Annotated in this window: 18 protein-coding genes; 12 read left to right on the top strand and 6 right to left on the bottom strand. The window is 72.4% G+C overall.

Annotated elements, in window-relative coordinates:
- Positions 1-80 precede the first annotated feature (80 nt).
- Positions 81-1400: an NAD(P)/FAD-dependent oxidoreductase gene (locus DOO78_RS10540; protein WP_111469726.1), complete on the bottom strand. Its 1320-nt coding sequence runs from the start codon at positions 1398-1400 to the stop codon at positions 81-83.
- An 88-nt stretch (positions 1401-1488) separates the two neighbouring features.
- Between DOO78_RS10540 and DOO78_RS10535 the strand changes: the two genes are divergently transcribed.
- The 7 genes from DOO78_RS10535 (at position 1489) to DOO78_RS10505 (ending at position 7678) form a co-directional block, all read left to right on the top strand.
- Complete coding sequence (locus DOO78_RS10535; protein ID WP_111469725.1) at positions 1489-2589, top strand: extracellular solute-binding protein; 1101 nt, start codon at positions 1489-1491, stop codon at positions 2587-2589.
- 84 nt (positions 2590-2673) lie between these two features.
- On the top strand, positions 2674-3621 hold the full coding sequence (locus DOO78_RS10530; RefSeq protein WP_243634499.1) for a 2-hydroxyacid dehydrogenase: 948 nt from the start codon (positions 2674-2676) through the stop codon (positions 3619-3621).
- Between the two features lies 1 nt (position 3622).
- Complete coding sequence (locus tag DOO78_RS10525; protein WP_111469724.1) at positions 3623-4393, top strand: class II aldolase/adducin family protein; 771 nt, start codon at positions 3623-3625, stop codon at positions 4391-4393.
- The gene (locus DOO78_RS10520) at positions 4390-5526 is read left to right on the top strand and encodes an ABC transporter ATP-binding protein (RefSeq protein WP_111469723.1); all 1137 of its coding nucleotides are present in this window, start codon (positions 4390-4392) and stop codon (positions 5524-5526) included. The genes DOO78_RS10525 and DOO78_RS10520 overlap by 4 nt, the downstream gene beginning before the upstream one ends.
- Positions 5516-6406 carry an ABC transporter permease gene (locus DOO78_RS10515; protein ID WP_111469722.1) on the top strand — a complete coding sequence of 297 codons (891 nt, stop codon included), beginning with the start codon at positions 5516-5518 and terminating at the stop codon, positions 6404-6406. The genes DOO78_RS10520 and DOO78_RS10515 overlap by 11 nt, the downstream gene beginning before the upstream one ends.
- A 16-nt stretch (positions 6407-6422) precedes the next feature.
- Entirely contained in the window at positions 6423-7211 is a 789-nt protein-coding gene (locus DOO78_RS10510; RefSeq protein ID WP_111469721.1) for an ABC transporter permease, read from the top strand.
- 128 nt (positions 7212-7339) lie between these two features.
- The gene (locus DOO78_RS10505) at positions 7340-7678 is read left to right on the top strand and encodes a hypothetical protein (protein WP_111469720.1); all 339 of its coding nucleotides are present in this window, start codon (positions 7340-7342) and stop codon (positions 7676-7678) included.
- A gap of 13 nt (positions 7679-7691) precedes the next feature.
- Here DOO78_RS10505 and DOO78_RS10500 read toward each other — a convergent pair whose 3' ends face one another.
- Positions 7692-9308 carry an ABC transporter substrate-binding protein gene (locus DOO78_RS10500; RefSeq protein WP_243634498.1) on the bottom strand — a complete coding sequence of 539 codons (1617 nt, stop codon included), beginning with the start codon at positions 9306-9308 and terminating at the stop codon, positions 7692-7694.
- A 117-nt stretch (positions 9309-9425) separates the two neighbouring features.
- On the opposite strand from DOO78_RS10500, the gene DOO78_RS10495 reads away from it, so the two are divergent.
- On the top strand, positions 9426-10208 hold the full coding sequence (locus DOO78_RS10495; protein WP_111469719.1) for a class II aldolase/adducin family protein: 783 nt from the start codon (positions 9426-9428) through the stop codon (positions 10206-10208).
- A 30-nt stretch (positions 10209-10238) separates the two neighbouring features.
- Positions 10239-11672, top strand: a complete 1434-nt coding sequence (locus DOO78_RS10490) for an amidohydrolase family protein (RefSeq protein ID WP_111469718.1) — start codon at positions 10239-10241, stop codon at positions 11670-11672.
- Positions 11673-11727: 55 nt separating this feature from the next.
- Here the strand turns inward: DOO78_RS10490 and DOO78_RS10485 are convergent, their stop codons facing one another.
- The gene (locus DOO78_RS10485) at positions 11728-11946 is read right to left on the bottom strand and encodes a hypothetical protein (protein WP_111469717.1); all 219 of its coding nucleotides are present in this window, start codon (positions 11944-11946) and stop codon (positions 11728-11730) included.
- A 179-nt stretch (positions 11947-12125) separates the two neighbouring features.
- Here DOO78_RS10485 and DOO78_RS10480 point away from each other — a divergent pair, with 179 nt between their 5' ends.
- A complete protein-coding gene (locus DOO78_RS10480) occupies positions 12126-13292 on the top strand; it encodes an iron-containing alcohol dehydrogenase (protein ID WP_111469716.1) in 1167 nt (388 codons plus the stop codon).
- A gap of 112 nt (positions 13293-13404) precedes the next feature.
- Here DOO78_RS10480 and DOO78_RS10475 read toward each other — a convergent pair whose 3' ends face one another.
- Together DOO78_RS10475 and secD are read right to left on the bottom strand one after the other, a co-directional pair.
- Complete coding sequence (locus tag DOO78_RS10475; protein ID WP_165838828.1) at positions 13405-14574, bottom strand: EAL domain-containing protein; 1170 nt, start codon at positions 14572-14574, stop codon at positions 13405-13407.
- 150 nt (positions 14575-14724) lie between these two features.
- Complete coding sequence (gene secD, locus DOO78_RS10470; RefSeq protein WP_111469714.1) at positions 14725-17304, bottom strand: protein translocase subunit SecD; 2580 nt, start codon at positions 17302-17304, stop codon at positions 14725-14727.
- A gap of 197 nt (positions 17305-17501) precedes the next feature.
- On the opposite strand from secD, the gene DOO78_RS10465 reads away from it, so the two are divergent.
- Entirely contained in the window at positions 17502-17753 is a 252-nt protein-coding gene (locus DOO78_RS10465) for a GlsB/YeaQ/YmgE family stress response membrane protein (protein WP_111469713.1), read from the top strand.
- A 270-nt stretch (positions 17754-18023) separates the two neighbouring features.
- A complete protein-coding gene (locus DOO78_RS10460; RefSeq protein ID WP_111469712.1) occupies positions 18024-18998 on the top strand; it encodes a Gfo/Idh/MocA family protein in 975 nt (324 codons plus the stop codon).
- A gap of 133 nt (positions 18999-19131) precedes the next feature.
- Here DOO78_RS10460 and lpxB read toward each other — a convergent pair whose 3' ends face one another.
- Entirely contained in the window at positions 19132-20304 is a 1173-nt protein-coding gene (lpxB, locus tag DOO78_RS10455) for a lipid-A-disaccharide synthase (RefSeq protein ID WP_111469711.1), read from the bottom strand.
- Positions 20305-20338: the final 34 nt, after the last annotated feature.

The raw sequence follows: 20338 nt of genomic DNA, 5'->3' as shown, positions 1-20338 counted from the left end.
TAACTTATAGCAGGATCTTCCACGCGCCGCTGTTACGCCCTGGCGCCGCCGCCATGCCGACGACGCAGGACCGGCCGCCCTCAGGCCGCCAGCCGGTCGATCCGGTCGCGCAGCCGGTACCAGCCGCCGATGAAGGGCAGCACCCAGGCGGGGTCGCCGCTGTAGAAGGGCCGGGTCGGGAAGGGCAGGCCATCCAGCGCGAAGCGGGCATTGGCCGCGCCGGCCAGCTTCAGCGCCACGTTGTGGCCGAGCCAGGTGGCCATGGCGACGCCGCTGCCCTGGCAGCCGGCGGCGTAATGGATGCCGCGCTCGGCGCCGATATGCGGCAGGTGGTCGAAGGTGAAGGCGACATGGCCGGTCCAGGCATGGGTGATGCGGGTGGATTTCAGCTCCGGGAAGCAGTCCGTCATGTAGCCATGCAGGGCCGGCGCCGTGTCCTCGGCGGTGGCGGCGCGGAAGCTCGCCCGGCCGCCCCAGAGCACCCGCTTGCCGTCCGGCGAGGGGCGGAAATAGTTCAGCACCCGCTTGCTGTCCGAGACCATGCGCCGTCCGGGGAAGAGGCGGTCGATCACCGCCTCGCCCAGCTCCTCGGTGGCGATGATGTAGCTGTTGAGCGGCACCAGCCGGCGCGCCAGCCAGGGCAGGGCGGTGCCGCGCGCATCCCGGGAATAACCGTTGGTGGTGACCAGCACCGCCTCGCTGCGGAGCTCGCCGCGATCGGTGGCGATGCGGTAGCCGCCTGCCTCCTCGCGGATACCCTGGACGCGCACGCCATCGACCAGCCGCGCTCCGACGCGTTCGGCGGCGGCGGCCAGGCCGCGGGCGTATTTGCCGGGATGCAGGCTGCCGGTCGCGGCGACGAGCATGCCGCCATGGTAATGGTCGCTGCCCAGCGCTTCGCGCTGCCGCTCCCGCGGCAGCATGCGGGCCGGCAGGCCGGTGATCTGCTCGAGCCCCTCCACCCGGCGCGCCATGGCCTCGTAATGGCCCCGCGACCAGGCGGCGGAGAAGCGGCCGCAGCGGACATAGTCGCAATCGATCCCCTCGCGGGCGATGGTCTCCTCGATGAAGGGGAAGCTCGCCGCCGCCGTCGCGGTGATCGCCTGCGCCTGCTCCGGCCCGTAGCGTTGCTCGAGGCCGCTGCCCGCCACCTTCAGCCCGCCCGAGACCATCCCGCCATTGCGCGAGGAGGCGCCCCAGCCGATCCGCTCGGCATCCAGCACCACCACCTGCTGGCCGAGCCGCTGCAGGGTCAGCGCCGCCGAGAGCCCGGCATAGCCGCCGCCGACCACGACCACCGGCGCCCGGTCGGGCAGGGTGGCGTCCCGCCGCGGCGGCTCGGCCGCCTCCCACCACCAGGGGCTGGTCTTGAACCCGGGAGCGAGCAGGGCATGCGTCATGCGGGGGATTTCCCAGGCGGCCATGGATGCGCTTTGATGCGCGCGGGAGAGGTTCACGCCGGCGGCTGCCAACCGCAAGAGGGACCCCATGCAGAGATTCCAGCAGGATTGCATCGCGCTGGCGCTGCAGCAGCATCGCCGTGGCCGCATCTCCCGCCGCGGGCTGCTGCAGGCGCTGGCCGCGCTCGGCGCGGCGGCGGCCGGACCGGCGCGCGCGCAGGCGGCGCGCGAGCTGGTGATGGTGAACTGGGGCGGCCTCGCCAATGAGGGGTTCGGCCGCTTCTATGCCGGCCCCTTCCTGGCCGAGACTCCGGGCTGGAAGGTGGTGCAGGACAGTTCGGGCCCCGCCACCGGGCGCATCCGCAGCATGGTCGAGAGCGGCCGGGTCACCTGGGATCTCTGCGACAGCTCGGCGAGCGGCGCCAACCTGCTGGGCCGGCTCGGGCTGGCGACGAAGCTCGATTACGGGATCCTCGACCGGGAGAACGTGATCGCGCCCGGCTTCGCGCTGGAGCATGGCGCGGCGCCCTACTCCTTCAGCTCGGTGCTGGTCTACGACAGCGCCAAATTCCCGACGCCGCCGACCTCCTGGGCGGATTTCTGGGACCTGAAGCGCTTCCCCGGCACCCGCCTGCTGCGGCGCGACGCCGCCTGCACGCTGGAAGCGGCGCTGATGTCGCTCGGCACGCCGGCCAAGGATCTCTACCCGATCGACAGGCAGGCCGGCATCAAGCGGGTCTCGGAGCTGCGGCGCAACCTCATCTTCTGGACCAACGGCGCGGAGAGCGAGCAGCTCATGCGCACCGGGGAGGCGGTGATGGGCCAGATCTGGCACACCCGCGCCTCGGTGCTCGAGAAGGAGAGCAAGGGCCGGCTGAAATTCATCTGGAACCAGGGCATCCTGCAGCCCGGCATCTTCGTCATCCCGAAGGGCAATCCGGGCGGCGAGATGGCGCAGCGGCTGCTGGCCAGCATGCTGGCGAAGCCGGAGCCGCAGGTCGGGCTGCTCGGCCTGCTCGGCAACGGGCCGACCAATCCGAAGGCGGCGGCGCTGGTGCCGGAGGCGCTGAAGCGCTTCAACCCCACCGATCCGGCGAATGCGCCGCAGCAGGTCATGTTCAACGGCGACTGGTGGGGGGAGCACTACCAGGCGGTGAACCAGGACTACCTGGACGCGGTCACCGGCTGATCGGCCAGCGCCCGGCCCGCACCCGGCCGGGCGGGGCTGGCCCGGTTCCTGCTAGGCTGGACCGGGTGTTGCTGTGAGGTGCGCATGGCCGGCCGGGTGATGGCCGTGAAATCGGGCGGCGCGGCAGCCTTCGCCGAATGGCGGGACTGCTTCGCCGCGCTCGACCCCGGGCTGGAATTGCTGCCCTGGGCGGAGGCGCTGCGGCGGCCCGAGATCGTGGATTACGCGCTGGTCTGGGACCCCGGGCCGGGCGAGTTGGCGCGGCTGCCGCGGCTGCGCGTCATCTTCGGGGCCGGGGCCGGCATCGACGGGCTGCTTGCCGACCCGGACCTGCCGCTGCAGGTGCCGCTGGTCCGCATGGCGATCCCCGAGGCGGCGCAGCGCATGGGCGAGTTCTGCTGCTGGGCGGTGCTGTCCCTGCTGAAGGAGGCGCGTCGGCTGGCCATCGCCCAGGCCGCGGGCGTCTGGGACTATTTCGAGCCGCCGCACCGGGCCGACCTGCGCACCGTCGGGCTGATGGGCCTCGGCGCCATGGGCGCGCGCTGCGCCGCCATGCTGCAGGGCCTCGGCTTCCCGGTGATCGGTTGGTCGCGCACGGCGAAATCCCTGCCCGGCGTCGAGGGCCATGTCGGGGCCGCCGGCCTGCCGGCCTTCCTCGGCCGCAGCCATATCCTGGTCTGCCTGCTGCCGGCGACGCCGGAGACGCGCGGCATCATCCGCGCCGAGACCCTCGCCCTGCTGCCGCGCGGCGCCGTCTATGTCGGGCTCGGCCGCGGGCTGCACCATCGGCTGGACGACGTGCTGGCCGCCCTCGATTCCGGCCAGCTCTCCGGTGCCGTGCTCGATGTCTTCGAGCCGGAGCCGCTGCCGCCCGGGCATCCGCTCTGGTCGCATCCGAAGGCGATCGTCACCCCGCATGTCGCCAGCCTGCCGAGCCGCGCCGAGCGCGCCGGCTACGTCGCCCGCTGCATCGCCGGCTTCGAGCGCGGCGAGCCCCTGCCCAACCTCTTCGATCCTGCGCGAGGCTATTGAGATGCCCTTGCCGCCACCCCCACGCCGCCCCGATCCCGACCATGTGCCGAGCGAGCGCGAGCTGCGCGAGGATCTCGCCGCCGCCTACCGGCTGCTGGCGCTGCATGGCATGACCGACCTGGTCTTCACCCATCTCTCGGCGCGCATGCCGGGAGAGGGCCACCGCTTCCTGGTGAACCCCTATGGCCTGCTCTTCGAGGAGGTCACGGCGAGCAGCCTGGTGGAGGTGGATGCCGAGGGCGAGCCGGCGCAGGCGACGAGCTGGCCGGTCAACCCCGCCGGCTTCGTCATCCACTCGGCCGTGCATCGCGGCCGCGCCGATGCGCAGTGCGTCATGCACACCCATACGCTCGCCGGCATGGCCATCGCGGCGCAGCAGGGCGGGCTGCTGCCGCTGAACCAGATGTCCATGGAGTTCGACGGCCGGCTCGCCTATCACGACTACGAAGGCGTGGCGGCGGACGACAACCTCGCCGAGCGCGAGCGGCTGGTGCGCGACCTCGGCGACAAGCCCTGCATGGTGCTGCGCCATCACGGGCTGCTGACGGTCGGGCGCAGCGTCGCCGAAGCCTTCTACTGGATGTACTATCTGGAGCAATCCTGCCGCATCCAGCTCGCCGCCCGGGCCGGCGGCGCCGCGCTCGACATTCCCTCGCGCGGCACGGTGGAGCGGACGCGGGCGCAGTTCAGCACCGGCCCGACCAAGGGCTGGCTGCCCTGGCAGGCGCTGCGCCGCAAGCTCGACCGCGAGCAGCCGGACTACAAGGATTGAGCGCCGCGGCGGCGGCCCCGGCGCTGGCGGGCCGGCCGGGCCGGGGCGTCGGCCATGCGCTCGAGCTGCGCGGGCTGAGCAAGCGCTATGGCAGCTTCACCGCGGTCGATGCCGTCTCGCTCGGCATCGAGCGCGGCCAATTCCTCACGCTGCTCGGCCCCTCGGGCAGCGGCAAGACCACCATCCTGATGGCCATCGCCGGCTTCGTCGCGCCGAGCGAGGGGGCGGTGCTGCTCGATGGCCGCGACATCACGGCGCTGCCGCCGGAGCGGCGGGATTTCGGCATGGTCTTCCAGGGCTATGCGCTGTTCCCGCACATGACGGTGGCCGAGAATGTCGCCTTCCCCTTGCGCGTGCGGCGGCTTTCGCGGGCGGAGCGCGAGGCCAAGGTGCGCGCCGCGCTCGACCTGGTGCAGCTCGACCGCTTCGCCGAGCGCCGGCCGGCGCAGCTTTCGGGCGGCCAGCAGCAGCGCGTGGCGCTGGCGCGCGCCCTGGTCTTCGACCCCGACCTGCTGCTGCTCGACGAACCGCTCTCGGCGCTCGACAAGAAGCTGCGCGCCGAGTTGCAGGACGAGCTGAAGGCGCTGCACCGCCGCGTCGGCCGCACCTTCGTCAATGTCACGCATGACCAGGAGGAAGCGCTCTCCCTCTCCGACCAGGTCGCCATCCTCAACCATGGCCGGCTGGTGCAGATGGGCGCCCCCGAGGCGTTGTACGAGCGGCCGCGCACGCGCTTCGTCGCCGATTTCCTGGGCACCTCGAATTTCCTGCGCGGCCAGGTGGAAGCGGCGGGCGGCGGAGAGATGCAGCTGCGGGCCGGCGAGACGCGGCTGCGGCAGGCGGGCGGCGACCTGCCACCAGGCGCGACGGCGCTGCTCTCCCTCCGGCCGGAGAAGATCGCCCTGCTCGGCGCCGGCGAGGCGGCGGCGAACCAGGTCACGGGCAGCATCGCCGCCTGGGCCTATCTCGGCGCCGGCTTCAGCCTCACCGTGCGGACGAGCGACCTTGGCGCGCTGCGCGTCGCCCTGCCGGCCTGGCGGGCGCCGATCGCCCCGAGCGAGGGGCTGCCGGTCCGGCTCGGCTGGGCCGCCGATGCCGCGGTGCCGGTGCTGGAGGATGGCGATGCCGCGTGACGCGGCCGTGCTGCCGGCGGCGCCGGCCGCGCGCAGCGGCTTCGCCCTGCCGCGCGAGACCGGCTGGTGGCTGCTGCTGCTGCCGGCCTTCCTGCTGATGACGGTGCTCTATCTGGCGCCGATCCTACAGGTGCTGGCCATCTCGGTGACCGAGCCGGCGCCGGGGCTCGGCAATTACGAACGCCTCCTCACCAGCCCCGGCCTGCAGCGGGTGATCGGCACCACGCTGCGCATCTGCCTCATCACCACTCTGGTCTCGCTGCTGCTCGGCTACGCCCTGTCCTATGTCATCGCCCTGGCCTCGCCGCGGGCGCGGCGCTGGTGGCTGCTCGGCGTGCTGCTGCCGCTCTGGATCAGCGTGCTGGTGCGCGCCTTTGCCTGGGTGACGCTGCTGCGGCGCCAGGGGCTGGTGAACGAAGGGCTGCTCTCCCTCGGGCTGATCGAGGCGCCGCTGCCCCTGGTCTGGAACGAATTCGGCATCGTCGTCGGCATGGTGCACTACATGGTGCCCTATGCCGTGCTGCCGATGCTGGCGGCGATGCGCGAGATCGATCCGCGGCTGCTGGCGGCGGCGCGCGGCCTCGGCGCCTCGCGCGGCACCGCCTTCCGCCGCGTCTTCCTGCCGCTCTCGGCGCCTGGCCTCGTCGCGGCGGGGCTGCTGGTCTTCATCGTCTCGCTCGGCTTCTACATCACCCCGGCGATCCTCGGCGGCGGCAAGACGCTGATGGCGGCCGAGTGGATCAAGCTGCAGATCCTCGACCTGGTCCGCTGGGGCATGGGGGCGATGCTGGCGACGATGCTGGTGGTGACCATCCTCACCCTGCTCGGCGTCTTCTCGCGCCTGCTCGACCTCCGCCGCCTCTTCGGGGGCGGGCGATGAGGCGGGAGGACGGCGCATGACGGGCGGCCATCCGGCCGGGCCGCTGGCCCGGCTCCTCGCCTGGGGCACGGTGCTCTACCTGCTCCTGCCGATCACCATCGTCATCCCGGTTTCGCTGACCGACCGGCGCTACCTCTCCCTGCCGGAGGAGGGGCTGAGCCTGCAGCACTATGCCAGGCTGTTCGGCTCGGAGGCCTGGCTCTCGGCCATCGGCCAGAGCCTCTGGATCGCGCTCGGCGCCACCGCCGTCGCCGTCGCCGCCGGGACGCTCTGCGCCATCGGCTGCTGGCGCATCGGCCGGCGCAGCAGCGAGCTGGTCCGGGTGCTGATGCTGCTGCCGCTGATCATCCCCGGCATCGTCTATGCCATCGGCCTCTATCGCTGGTTCGGCTGGCTCGACCTGCTCGACCGCGTCCTCGGCGTGACGCTGGCGCATGGCGTCACCGGCATCCCCTATGTGGTCATCACCGTCTCCACCGCGCTCGCCGCCTTCGACCCGCGGCTGGAGCAGGCGGCGCGCGGCATGGGGGCGAGCCTGGGGCAGACGCTGCGCTGGGTGATCCTGCCGCGCATCGCGCCCGGCATCGCCTCGGGGGCGATCTTCGCCTTCATCCACTCCTGGGACGAGCTGGTGCTGGTGCTGTTCATCGCCAGCCGCCGGGTGCTCACCCTGCCGCGCAAGATCTGGGACGGGATCAACGAGAATCTCGACCCGACCATGGCGGCCGTCGCGGTGCTGCTGATCCTCTTCACCATCCTCCTGCTCGCGCTCGACGGCATGCTGCGGGCGCGATCGGGGCGGTGAGCCGGGTGCTGCGAACCATCGTTCCGGCATGTGTCCCAGGCCACAGGCAGCCAGCCTCCGGGTGCCGAGGATGCCGGGGCGGGCATCCGGGATGAGCCTGGACGGCCCGCCTCCCGCAGGAGGAAGCGATGGAACCGCGTACCGTGCGTGTCTTCTGGCGCAAGCAGAAGTCCGGCTGGCTGAACTTCAACTGGAACGGCCCGATCCAGCCGAACTCCGTCGTGCATGTCTCGGCCTGCGAATGCCTCTTCAACCCGGGCAGCATCGCCGGGGTGGACGGCATCACGCTGCATCGGGGCGCCGCGACGATCTCCGTGAAGAATGTGCGGGTGCATGGCCCCAATCCCGGCGACAGCATCACCGGCGGCGTGGAGTTCTTCCTGCAGGTCGACTGGAACGCGCCGCTCGACATCGCCACCGACATCACCGTCATGGGGCCGCCGGAGCAGAAATTCATCGTGGGATGAGCCGGGGACGGCCCTATTTCTTTTCCACCCCCCAGAAGACCGGCACGGTGGTCGGCCGCAGCCCCTCGATATTGCTGCGATGCGCGGCGAGGGTGCGGAATTGGCCGGCATTGACATAGGGCAGGACCTGATAGGCGCGGGCCTGCACGGCATCGAGCAGGGCCCGCCGCCTCGCCGCATCCGGCTCCTCCCACCAGCTGCGCCGCAGCCGCTCCAGCTCGGCATCGCAGGGCCAGCCGGCCAGCCCGCCCTCGCAGGGGCTGGCGAGGTAGAGGTTGCTCAGCGGATCCTGGGCATCTAGCACGTTGGCGACGGTGACGAAGAGGTTCCAACCACCCTGGTCCTGCGCCTCGCGCCGGTTGCGCCGCTGGGTGAGCGTGGCCCAGTCCATCGCCGGCACGTCCATGGCGAGGCCGCCCCGCTCCAGCGCGGCGGCGATGGTCAGCGTCGCCGCGTTGTTGATCGGGCTGTCGGTGGCGTTGAGGAACACCACCTTGCGCCCGTCATAGCCCGCCTCGCGCAGCAGCACCCGGGCGCGGGCGGGGTCGGCCTCGCGCAGCCCGGTGGCGCTGGCCCGGCTCTCGAGCGGCGTGCCGCAGAGGAAGTAGGAGGGGCAGTAGGGCAGTTGCTCGCTCGGCCGGATGCCAGCCGCCTGCAGCACCTCCTGCTGGTTCACCAGGTGCAGGATCGCCTGCCGCGCCCGCGGGTCGTTGAAGGGGGCGACGAGGTGGTTCGGCCGCAGCCAGATCATGTAGCCGACAGGGTTCAGCGCAAACAGCCGGACGCCCCGGGCCCGCTCCAGCAGCGGGATGACATCGGGGGAGGGTTGCTCGATGAGGTCGATCTCGCCGCTCTGCAGGGCCGCCGCCGCCGTCGCCGCATCCGGCATGGCGAGCCATTCCAGCCGCTCGATCTTCACCACCTTGCCGCCGGCGAGGCCATCGGGCGGCTCCGGCCGCGGCCGGTAGGCGGGGTTGCGGCGATAGACGGCGCGGTCGCCGGCGCGCCACTCCTTCGCCTCGAAGAGGAAGGGGCCGGAGCCGGTGGCGTCGGTGATCGCGGTGGTCGCCGGCGTCTGCGCCAGGCGCTCGGGCATGACGAAGAGGGCGCTCGCGGTCGGCCGCGCCAGCGCCTCCTTCACCAGGGCGAAGGGCCGGGCGAGGGTGAGGGAGAAGCTGCGCTCGTCCGCCACCTCCAGCGCCGCGGTGGCCGCGGCCAGCGCCTTGCCCACCACGTCGCGCTGCGCCCAGCGGCGGATGGAGGCGACGGCGTCGGCCGCCCGCACCGGCGCGCCGTCATGGAAGGCGAGCCCCTCGCGCAGGGTGAAGCGCCAGCGCATGCCATCCGCAGAGCGCTCGAAGCGCTCGACCATCTGCGGCTGCGCCTCGCCCCTGCTGTCGAGGGCGAAGAGCTGGTCATAGACCATGAAGCCGTGATTGCGGACGAAGGCGGCGGTGGACTGCACCGGATCGAGGCTGCCGAGATCGTTGATCAGCACCACCCGGAGCGTCGCGTCGGGCCGCGCCTGGGCCAATCCCGCCGCCGGGGCCAGGGTGGCGAGCAGCGCGGCCAGGCCCGCGCCGGCCAGGCGGCGGCCGAGGCCGGGGAGGGGGCTTGGACGGTCGGGCACGGCACTCTCCTGCGGCGGGCACGGGGCGGGCATCGTCGCCCCGCCGGGCAGGGGGCGCAACGCGGATTGACGCGCCCTGGCCCCTGGGCCGACCATCCGCCATCCGTGGAGGCTGTCATGAACATCGCCACCCCGCCGGCATCGCTGCGCCCCTGGTCCGAGGAGGAATGGCGCGTCCGCTGCGACCTCGCCGCGCTGTACCGGCTCTGCGCCCATCACCGCTGGACCGACTGGATCTTCACCCATATCAGCGCGCGCGTGCCGGGGCCGGAGCACCATTTCCTGCTCAACCGCTATGGCGTCATGCATCACGAGATGCGGGCGAGCGACCTGGTGAAGATCGACATCCAGGGCAATCCGGTGGACGAGCCCCCGGGCCGGGACGCCGGCACGGAGCTGGTGAACAAGGCCGGCTTCGTCATCCATTCCGCCGTGCATGCGGCGCGCGAGGATGCGCATTTCGTCATCCACACCCATACGCGCGACGGCATCGCGGTCTCGGCGCAGAAGCACGGGCTGCTGCCGATCAGCCAGCACGCCATGAAGTATTACGGCCATCTCGCCTACCATGATTACGAGGGCATCGCGCTCGACGAGGAGGAGCGGGTGCGCCTCGTCGCCGATCTCGGCAGCCACAACGCCATGATCCTGCGCAACCACGGCCTGCTGGTCTGCGGCCCGAGCGCGGCGCAGGCCTATGACGAGCTCTATTATCTCGAGCGCGCCTGCTCGGCGCAGGTCGCCGCCCTCGCCGGCGGGGCGGAGCTGGTCATCCCGCCGCCCGCGGTCTGCGAGCACGCGGCCTCGCAATTCCGCCGCCCCGGCGGCGAGCATATCCGCGCCATCGCCTGGCAGGCGGCGCTGCGCCTGATCGAGAACGGGCCCGACTGGCGGAGCTGAGGCGGGGACGAGAGGCGAGGGGGCGGGGCCATGACCACCACCGTGATCCGGCAGGCGGATGTCGCCATCGCCTGGGATGCGGCGGCCGGGCAGCATGTCTACCTGCCGGGCGCCGACATCGCCTTCGCCGACGGCCGCCTCACCTTCGTCGGCCGGGACTATGCGGGGCCGGCGGAGGAGACGCTGTCCGGCAGCGGGCTGATGGTGATGCCCGGCCTCGTCAACATCCACGCCCACCCCTCCTCGGAGCCGATGAACAAGGGCTTCACCGACGAGGTGGGGACGCCTGGCCTCTACAACTCCTCGCTCTACGAATACCTGCCGATCTTCCGCGCCGATGCCGAGGCGGTGCCGGATTGCGTGCGGGTGGCGCTGTCGGAGCTGCTGCTCTCCGGCGTCACCACCCTCGCCGACCTCTCCATGGCGCATCCGGGCTGGCTCGACCTGCTCGGCGAGAGCGGTATGCGCGTCTGCGTCGCGCCGATGTTCCGCTCCGCCCGCTGGTTCACCCGCAACGGTCATGTCGTCGAATACGCATGGGACGAGCAGGCGGGCGAGAAGGCCCTCGCCGAGGCGCTCACCCTCGTCGAGCGGGCCGAGCAGCATGAGAGCGGCCGGCTCTTCGGCATGGTGGTGCCGGCGCAGGTCGATACCTGCACGCCGGAGCTGCTGCGGGACAGTCGGGAGGAGGCCCGGCGCCGCGGCGTCTCCTGGCAGATCCATGCCGCGCAGTCGGTCTCGGAATTCCACGAGATCACCCGCCGCCACGGGCTGACGCCGATCGGCTGGCTGCACGAGCAGGGGCTGCTCGCCGAGCGCAGCATCATCGGCCATGGCATCTTCCTCGACGACCATCCGAGCACGCCCTGGCACACCCGCCGCGATCTCGACATCCTGGCCGAGACCGGCACCACCGTCGCGCATTGCCCGACGGTCTTCGCCCGGCGCGGCATCACCCTGAAGCATCTCGGCCGCTATCGCCGGCACGGCGTGACGATAGGCCTCGGCACCGATACCTATCCGCACAACATGCTCGACGAGATGCGCCTCGCCGCCTATCTGGCGCGGACCCAGGCGACCGATCCGCGCAGCCTGACGACGACCGAGCTCTTCGAGGCGGCCACCATCGGCGGCGCGCGGGCGCTCGGGCGCGACGATATCGGCCGGCTGGCCGAGGGCTGCCGCGCCGACCTTGTCCTCGTCGACATCACCCATCCGATGATGCGCCCGGCGCGCGACCCGCTCCGCTCGCTGATCTATGCGGCGGGCGACCGGGCGGTGCGCGCCGTCTTTGTCGACGGGCGCAAGGTGGTGGAGGATGGCACGGTGCTGACGATGGACTACCCGGCTGCTGCGGCGCATCTGCACGAGGCGCAGAAGCGCGTGGAGGCGGAGGTGCCGCGGCACGACTGGGCGCATCGCAGCGCCGAGGCGATCGCGCCCACCACCTTCCGCTGGCGATGAGACCGTTGGGGGTGAGGCGTTAACGCCGCGGCGGGCAGGGCCGGGCGGCGCTGGCTCAGGCCGGCGGGCCGCCCCTGCGCCGGGACCGCAGCCGCTCCCGCTCCGCGCGATCCTCCTCGATCATGCGCAGCAGATCCTCCGGGACCGGCTCGGAGGCAATATCGTCGAAGGCAACACGCAGGCTCTCACGCAACCATAGATCGAAGGCGTCGTCCTCCGGCACCGGGGGTTCCGGGGCGGTCGGGCGACGCCGGCGCGCCGGCATGTCTGTCATGACACCAGCCTCCCCTCCTCGGTCCTCATCATGCAACGCCCGGGGGCGCCACTGGCTGCGTCCTGGCGCACATTGCGATCCGGTGCGGCTTGGCTGTCACAAAACGGCGTGCCGCCGCTCGCCTTGCGGGTCCGTGGCCCCGGCCTATGCTGGCGCGCCAGAACCGGGGAGGGGCCAGCATGCCTGCCACCATCGTCTCGCCGCGCCTGATGCGGATCGGCGGCGGGAGCGTGAGCCAGATCGCCGAGGTGCTCGGCCTCTTCGGCCTGTCCCGGCCGTTGATCGTCACCGATCCCTGGATGGTCTCCTCCGGCACCATCGACCGCTGCCTCGCGCCGTTGCGCGCCGCCGGCCTGGCGCCGGCGATCTTCGCCGAGACCGTGCCGGACCCGACGGATACCGTGATCGCGGCCGGCGTCGCGGTGCTGCAGGCCGGGGATTTCGACAGCCTCATCGGCTTCGGCGGCGGCAGCCCCATGGACACGGCGAAGGCCATGGCGATCCTCGCGGCCGCGCCCGCCGGCGCGCGCATGCGCGACTTCAAGGTGCCGGCCCAGGCGGACCGGGCGGCGGTGCCGGTGGTCTGCATCCCGACCACGGCCGGGACCGGCAGCGAGGCGACACGCTTCACCGTCATCACCGACACCGAGACCGACGAGAAGATGCTGATCGCCGGCCTGGGCGCGCTGCCGCTCGCGGCCATCGTCGATCACGAGCTGACCTTCAGCGTGCCGCCGCGCACCACGGCCGATACCGGCATCGACAGCCTGACCCATGCGCTCGAGGCCTTCGTGTCGAAGCGGGCCAACCCGCATGCCGACAGCCTCGCCCTCTCGGCCATGCGCCTGATCGGCCGGCATCTCCGCATCGCCTACCATCAGCCGCGCAACGCCGCGGCGCGCGAGGCGATGATGCTCGGCGCCATGCAGGCGGGGCTCGCCTTCTCGAATTCCTCGGTGGCGCTGGTGCATGGCATGTCGCGCCCGATCGGCGCGCATTTCCATGTGCCGCACGGCCTCTCCAACGCCATGCTGCTGCCGGCGGTCACCGAATTCGGCCTGAACGACGCCCTGCCGCGCTATGCCGAGGCGGCGCGGGCCATCGGCGTCGCCACGGTCGAGGATGCCGACCAGGTCGCCGGCTCGAAGCTGCTCGAGGAGTTGCGGGCGCTCAACCAGGAACTCGGCGTGCCGACGCCGCGCGAGCATGGCATCCCCGCCGATCGCTGGGAGGGGCTGCTGCCGCTGATGGCGCGCCAGGCCCTCGCCTCCGGCAGCCCGGCCAACAACCCCCGGGTGCCGGAGGAGACCGAGATCATCGATCTCTACCGCAAGGTCTATGGCTGACGCGGGAATCGCCCCGCGTTCGGATGGGTCCATCCGAACGCAATCGGCTCTAGAGCATTGTTTTCAGGGCCTCTTCACCCGATCAGGTGGGTCCACCTGATCGGGATCTGCTCTAGGCCAGGCGGCTGCGCCGCCAGCGTGCCCACCAGCCGAACAGCGCCGGCGCCGGCAAGGGCCGCCCGACCGCGTAGCCCTGGCCGAAATCGACGCCGAGATCGCAGACCGCCATCCATATGCGGCGGTCGGAGATGCCCTCGGCAACCACCGTCTGCCCCTGCGCCCGCGCCAGCCGCACCAGCCGCCGGACCTCCTGGCGGCCATGCGCCTCGACCGGCAGGCGCTGCACCAGCGACCGGTCGAGCTTCAGCCCGGCGAAGGGCAGGTGAAGCAGCGCCTCCCGCCCATCGCCCGGGGTGACGTCGTCGAGCAGCACGCGATAGCCGGCCTGGCGCAGCCCCAGCAGCACGCGGTGCAGCCGGGCCAGGTCGTGCACCGGCGTGGTCTCGGTCAGCTCCAGCGCCAGCTGCCGCGGCCCGAGCCCGTGCCGGCCCAGCGCCTGCCGCAGCCAGGTTTGCAGGTCGCCCTGCAGGAGCTGCGCCAAGGGCAGGTTGATCGACACGCCGAGCCGCAGCCGCGGCCAGAGGTGGCCGATCTCGAGCGCCGCGGTGCGGGCGACGCTGAGCGACAGGCTGCGCCCCATCCCATGCCGCTCGGCCAGCGGCACGAAGGCATCGGGCGGCACCGCCGCCTCCGGCCGGTGCCAGCGCGCCAGCGCCTCGACCATCACCGGCCGGCGATCCGACAGCCGCACGACCGGTTGGTAGTGCACGCTGATCTCGCCCCGCGCCAGGCTCTCGCGCAGCGCCCCGGCGGAATGGCCGTCCTGCGGCGGGCCGCCGGCCGCGGGGCCGGGTGCAGGTCCGGGAGCGGCCAGGGCGCGGGCCAGCGCATCGGCCTCCCCGGGCACGGGCGGCGCCCAATGCGCGGCACCGGGGGCGGGGGCGAGCAGGATCAGGGCGGTGCGGGTGGCCGGATCTGCGAGGGTCGCCAGCAGGCCGGGCCAGGCGGCGCCGGCGGCCACGGGATCGCAGACGAGATGACCAGGGGCGGGGCCGGGACCGGCCAGGCGGGCCAGCGCTTCGTCACCGCTGCGGACGAAGCGGGTCAGCCAGCCAAGGCGCGCCGTGGCGGCGGTGGCCGCCGCGATCTGGATGGGATCGCGGGCAAGGACGAGGACCTGCTCTCCACGCGTGCTGCCAGGAGATACGCCTGAAGAGTGCACGGCCACGCTTCCGATAACACTAATGCGGGAATATACCGCGAATCGCTCCCCGGGCCACGGTAGATTTCAGCGAGGATGAGACAATTTTGAGAGGGCTCTTTCGGTGTGCAGAGTGTCCCAGGGCGTGGCTGTCGTTCCGGATGCGCCGTCTCAAATGCCGACCGGCGCCCCGGCCTTGGCCGGCTTGGGCGGGCTTGCCTCGCCCCGGCGCAGGCGGTTCCGCCCCGTGAACAGCACGATCGGCGCCGCGATGAAGACCGAGGAGGAGGCGCTCACCACGATGCCGAACAGCATCACCCAGGCGAAGCCCGCCAGCGTGTCGCCGCCGAAGAGCGCCAGCGGCACCGCCGAGAGCAGCAGCGTCATGGAGGTGCCGAGGGAGCGGTTCAGCGTCTCGTTGATCGACTGGTCGACCAGCTGGCGCAGCGGCATCTGCTTGTATTTGCGCAGGTTCTCCCGCATCCGGTCGAACACCACCACCTTGTCGTTGGCCGAGAAGCCGATGACGGTGAGGATGGCGGCGACGGTGGTCAGGTTGAACTCGACGCCGAACAGCACCATGAAGCCGACGGTCTTGGTGGTGTCGAGGATGAGGGTGGCGATGGCCGCGATGGCGAACTGCCACTCGAAGCGGAACCAGATATAGAAGAGCATCGCCACGAGGCTGAGGCCGAGGGCGATCATGCCGCCGCGGAAGAGCTCGTCCGAGACCCGGTTGCCCACCGCCTCGACGCGCAGGATGCGCGTCCCCGGCGCCACCCGCTCGACCGCGCCGCGCACGGCATTCACGGCCGTCTGGGTGCCGGCCTCGTCGCCCTGCACCGGCAGGCGGACCAGCACCGTGCTGTCGTCGCCGAATTGCTGCAAGCCGACATCGCCGAGGTCGAGGGCGGCGACCGCCGAGCGCAACGCCGCGAGGTTCGCCGCCTCCGGCGTGCGGACCTCCATGGTGATGCCGCCCTTGAAGTCGACGCCCTTCTGCAGCCCGGGATAGAAGGCGCCGATGAGCGACAGGGTGGAGAGCACCGCCGAGACCATGAGGCCGGCGCGGGCGCCGCGCATGAAGGGGATGGTCGTCACGTCCGGCACCAGCCGGAAGAGCGGGCGCGAGAGCCGGTCGAGCAGGCCGCGCCCGCCCTCGAGCACCGGCAGCTCCTTCGGCCGCCGGGCGCGGTACCACCAGGAGACCATGAGGCGGACCAGCGTGGTCGCGGTCCACATCTGCACGATGGTGCCGATCGCCACCGTCACGGCGAAGCCCTTCACCGTGCCGCTGCCGAAGATGTAGAGGCAGGCCATGGCGATCAGGTTCGTCAGGTTCGAATCCATGATCGTGCCGGAGGCCTTGGTGAAGCCGGCCTCGAGCGCCGAGATGGGCGTGCGGCCGTTCTTCACCTCCTCGCGGATGCGCTCGTTGATCAGGATGTTGGCATCGAGCGCGGTGCCGAGGGTGAGCACGATGCCGGCGATGCCGGGCAGGGTCAGCGTCGCCTCCAGCACCGAGAGCGCCGCCAGCATCAGCATGATGTTGACCAGCAGCGCGATGTCGGCGAGCCAGCCGAACAGGCCGTAGGCGAAGCCCATATAGAGGAAGACGAAGAGGGCGCCGGCGCCGAGCGCCATGATGCCGGCCCGGATCGCATCCGCCCCCAGCTCGGGCCCGACCGTCCGCTCCTCGACCACGGTGAGCGGCGCCGGCAGCGCGCCGGCGCGCAGCAGCACGGCCAGGTCGGCGGCCGACTTGGCGTTGAAATTGCCGCTGATCTGGCCACGGCCACCGGTGATCGGCTCACGGATCACGGGCGCGGTGATCACCTTGTCGTCGAGCACGATGGCGAAGGGCCGCCCGACATTGGCGCGCGTGACCTCGGCGAAGCGGCGGGTGCCGATGGAATCGAAGGTGAAGTTCACCACCCATTCGCCGTTGCGGCCATCCTGGCCGGCGCGGGCATCGGTGAGGTTGGCGCCGTCCACCTCCACCCGCCGGCGGACGGCATGGCGCTCGGTCTGGCCGGCGCGGTTCTCGCCGGTGAGGAACATCACCCCGGGGGGCGGCGTCGCCGCGGCCGGGTTGGCGCTCTCGTCCAGCAGATGGAAGGTCATGCGGGCGGTCTTGCCCAGCAGGTCCTTGATGCGGTTCGGGTCCTCGACGCCGGGCAGCTGCACCAGGATGCGGTTCTGCCCCTGGCGGGCGATCAGCGCCTCGGCGACGCCGGTCTCGTCGATGCGCCGGCGGACGATCTCGATCGACTGCTCCACCGCGCCGGTGGCCTTGGCGCGCAGCCCGGCCTCGGTGAGTGTGGCGGTGAGGGTGCCATCCGGCGTGCTGGCGACCTCGATGTCCGGCGTGCTGGTGCCGAGCCCGGTCGGGATCTGGTTGGCCAGCTCGCGCAGCAGCCCGGCAGCGGCCGCCGCCTGGGCCGTGTCACGGACGCGGAGCGAGAGGCGCCGCTGCGCCGGCTCGGCGGCGAGGTTGGAATAGCCGATATTCTGCTGCCGCAGCCGGGTCCGGGCGCCATCGGCCAGCCCCTCCAGCCGCTCGCGCACCACGGCGTCGAGATCCACCTCCAGCAGCAGATAGGAGCCGCCGCGCAGGTCGAGGCCGAGGGAGAATTGCCGCGCCCAGGTGGGCAGCTCGGATTTCGGGACGAAATTGGGGATGCAGAGCAGCGCCCCGAGCAGGCAGACCGCCAGGATGGAGAGGGTCTTCCAGCGCGCGAAATACATCATGGCGCGGTCGGGCTCATGGGCTGGCTCGTCCTTCGGGGGCACGGCCCCCCTGGAAATTCGGCCGGGAATGTGACGACGGGGGCCGAGGGATGCAAGCCTCGGCGCCGGGCCCGGGCCGGGGCGCCGCCGGCGGGCCATTCCGCGATGCAACCAACGTCGCCGCCGGGGCTTAACCGGGCGGCACTGGAGGGATCACCATGGGCATCATCGGGACCATCATCATCGGCTTCCTCGCCGGGCTGGTCGCCAAATTCCTGCATCCGGGGCGCGACCCGGGCGGCTTCATCATCACGACGCTGCTCGGCATCGTCGGCGCCGTGGTGGCCACCTATCTCGGCCAGGCGGTCGGCTGGTACCGTGCCGGCGAGGGGGCCGGCTTCATCGGCGCGATCGTCGGCGCGGTCATCGTGCTCGCGGTCTGGGGCATGGTGGCGCGGCGCTCGGCCTGAGGCCGGGGCGAGGAGCAGGAAGACACGGGGGCGCCGCCGCCCCCATGTCGGCCCCATGTCACCCCCTGCGGCCGGGCGGGATTTGAGCCCCCGGCCGCCATCCGCTAGAGGGCGCCGGCAGGGGCGGGCGTTCCGTCCCCGCGGCGGACCGCAGGTGCCGTCCGCTTGGCACCGCAGGCGGTCCGGCACCGGATCTCCGGGCCGCGGCCGGCTGGTCCCGCAGGCGCTGGGAGCGGCGCCCGGCGCCTCCCAGGGGATCGGACGGGCGGCATGGCTCTCAGGATCGGCGTCATCGGCACCGGGCATTTCGGGCGCTTCCACGCCCTCAAGCTGGCGGCGCGCGGCGTCCTCTCGGGCGTGCACGACGCCGATCCGGCCCGGGCCCGGGCCGTCGCGGCCGAATGCGGCTCCCAGGCCCGCGACGCCGCCGGGCTGATCGACGGCAGCGACGCGGTCATCATCACCGTCCCCACCGCCTTCCACCATGCCTATGCCTTGCAGGCGATCGCCGCCGGCCGGCATCTTCTGGTCGAGAAGCCGATCGCGGCGACCACCGCCCAGGCCGAGGCCATCATCCGCGGCGCCCGCGATCGCGGGCTGGTGCTGCAGGTCGGGCATATCGAGCGCTACTCGGCCGCCATCCGCACCCTGCGCGAGAGCGGCGCCGCCGAGGGGGCGCTGGCCCTCGAGGCCATCCGCGTCGCCCCCTTCCGCCCGCGCAGCCTCGACGTGTCGGTGGTGCTGGACCTGATGATCCACGACATCGACCTGATCCTGAGCCTCGCCGCCTCGCCGCTCGTCGAGGTGGCGGCGGTCGGGCGGCGGGTGATGTCCGACCATCCGGATTTCGTCGTCGCCCAGCTCCGCTTCGCCAGCGGCGCCGCCGCGACCATCACCGCGAGCCGGATCAGCGTCGGGCTGGAGCGGCGGCTGCGGCTACTCGGCCCCGAGGGCGAGACGCGGGTGGATTTCCTCGCCCGCAGCCTGGAACGCCTGCATCCCGGCGGCGCCGAGCCGGTCGCCACCATGCCCGGCTGGGGCATCGACCGCGCCACCTGGACGGAGCATGACAGCCTGGAGGCGGAGCAGACGGCCTTCACGGCCAGCATCGAGCAGGGCGCGCCGGTGGAGGCGAGCGGCGAGGTCGGGCTGCGGGCGCTCGACGCCGCGCTGCGGATCGAGCAGGCGGTGGCCGGTGACCAGCCGCAACCCGCCCGGCGCCGCCGCGCGCCGCGCCTGTCCTAGAGCAGATCCTGTCCGGATGACCTCATCCGGACAGGTGAAGATGCTCTGAAAACAATAGCCTAAGGCGCTTCCCATGACCCGGCGTTCACGGGAAGCGCCCTGGCATTCCGCATCAGGTCAGCCGCCCTGGTCGTCAGCGGGCCGCGCCGCCCTCCCGGTCGATCTGCGCCAGCACCGCGGCGGCGGCGGCCTCGCTCGGCAGGCCCTCGGGCGGCCGCAGCCGCGCCAGCACCTCGGCGAAGCCGGCGCGCTGCGCCGCGGCCCGGGCGGGCTGCTGCAACAGGCCGTTCAGCAGGCCGGCGAGGGCCGAGGGGGTGCAGGCCTCCTGCAGGCGCTCCGGCACCACCTCGCGCTCGGCCAGCAGGTTCACCAGCGAGGCATGCGGCACCTGGATCAGCCGCCGGACGATCGCCGCCGTCACCGGGTTGACCCGGTAGGCCACCACATGCGGCACCCCGGCCACCGCCATCTCCAGGCTGGAGGTGCCGGATTTGATCAGCCCGGCGCCGCCCGATCCGGCCACCGCCGCATAGGCGTCGTGCTTCTCCGCCGGGCTGCGGACCAGGATGGGCCGGATCGGCCAGGCGGCGGTGCCCTCGCGCACCGCCGCCTCGACAGGGCCGGCGAGCGGCAGCACCGGCCGCAGCCCCGGCACCGCGGCCGCCGTCCGCTGCAACGCCTCGCCGAAGAGGCCGAGCAGCCGCCGGACCTCGCCGCGCCGGCTGCCGGGCATGACCAGCACCGGGCGGTCCTCCGGCCCGAGGCCATGCGCCGCGCGGAAACGGGTCGCATCGCCGGTCTCGGCGCCGCTTTCCAGCACCGGATGGCCGACGAAGCTCACCGGGATGCCCGCCGCCTCGAAGAAGGGCGCCTCGAAGGGCAGCAGCGCCAGGATGCGGTCGACCCGGCTGGCGATCTTGCGCACCCGCCCCGGCCGCCAGGCCCAGACCTGCGGGGCGACGTAGTGCACCACCGGGATGCCGCGCGGCCGCACCCGCGCCGCGACGCGCAGGGTGAAGCTCGGCGCGTCGATCGTCACCAGCACGGCCGGACGGCGGGCCAGGATGTCGGCCTCGGTCTCGTCGAGGCGACGGGCGATGCCGCGCAGCCGCGGCACCACCTCCAGCAGCCCCATCAACGACAGCTCCCGCATCGGGAAGAGGCTCTGCAACCCCTGCTCGGCCATGCGCTCGCCGCCCACGCCGGCGAAGGCGATGTCGGGTCGGCGGCGCCGCAGCGCGGCCATCAGCCGGCCGCCGAGCAGGTCGCCGCTGGCCTCGCCGGCGAGGAGGTAGACCAGCGTCACGCGCGGGCCGGCGTCGCGGCCGGGCCGCCAAGGC

The sequence above is a fragment of the Roseicella frigidaeris genome, from assembly GCF_003258945.1.
GTDB classification, from domain to species: Bacteria; Pseudomonadota; Alphaproteobacteria; order Acetobacterales; family Acetobacteraceae; genus Paracraurococcus; species Paracraurococcus frigidaeris.
Note: the sequence above shows the minus strand (reverse complement) of the source record. Positions and strands in the feature narration are given on the sequence as shown.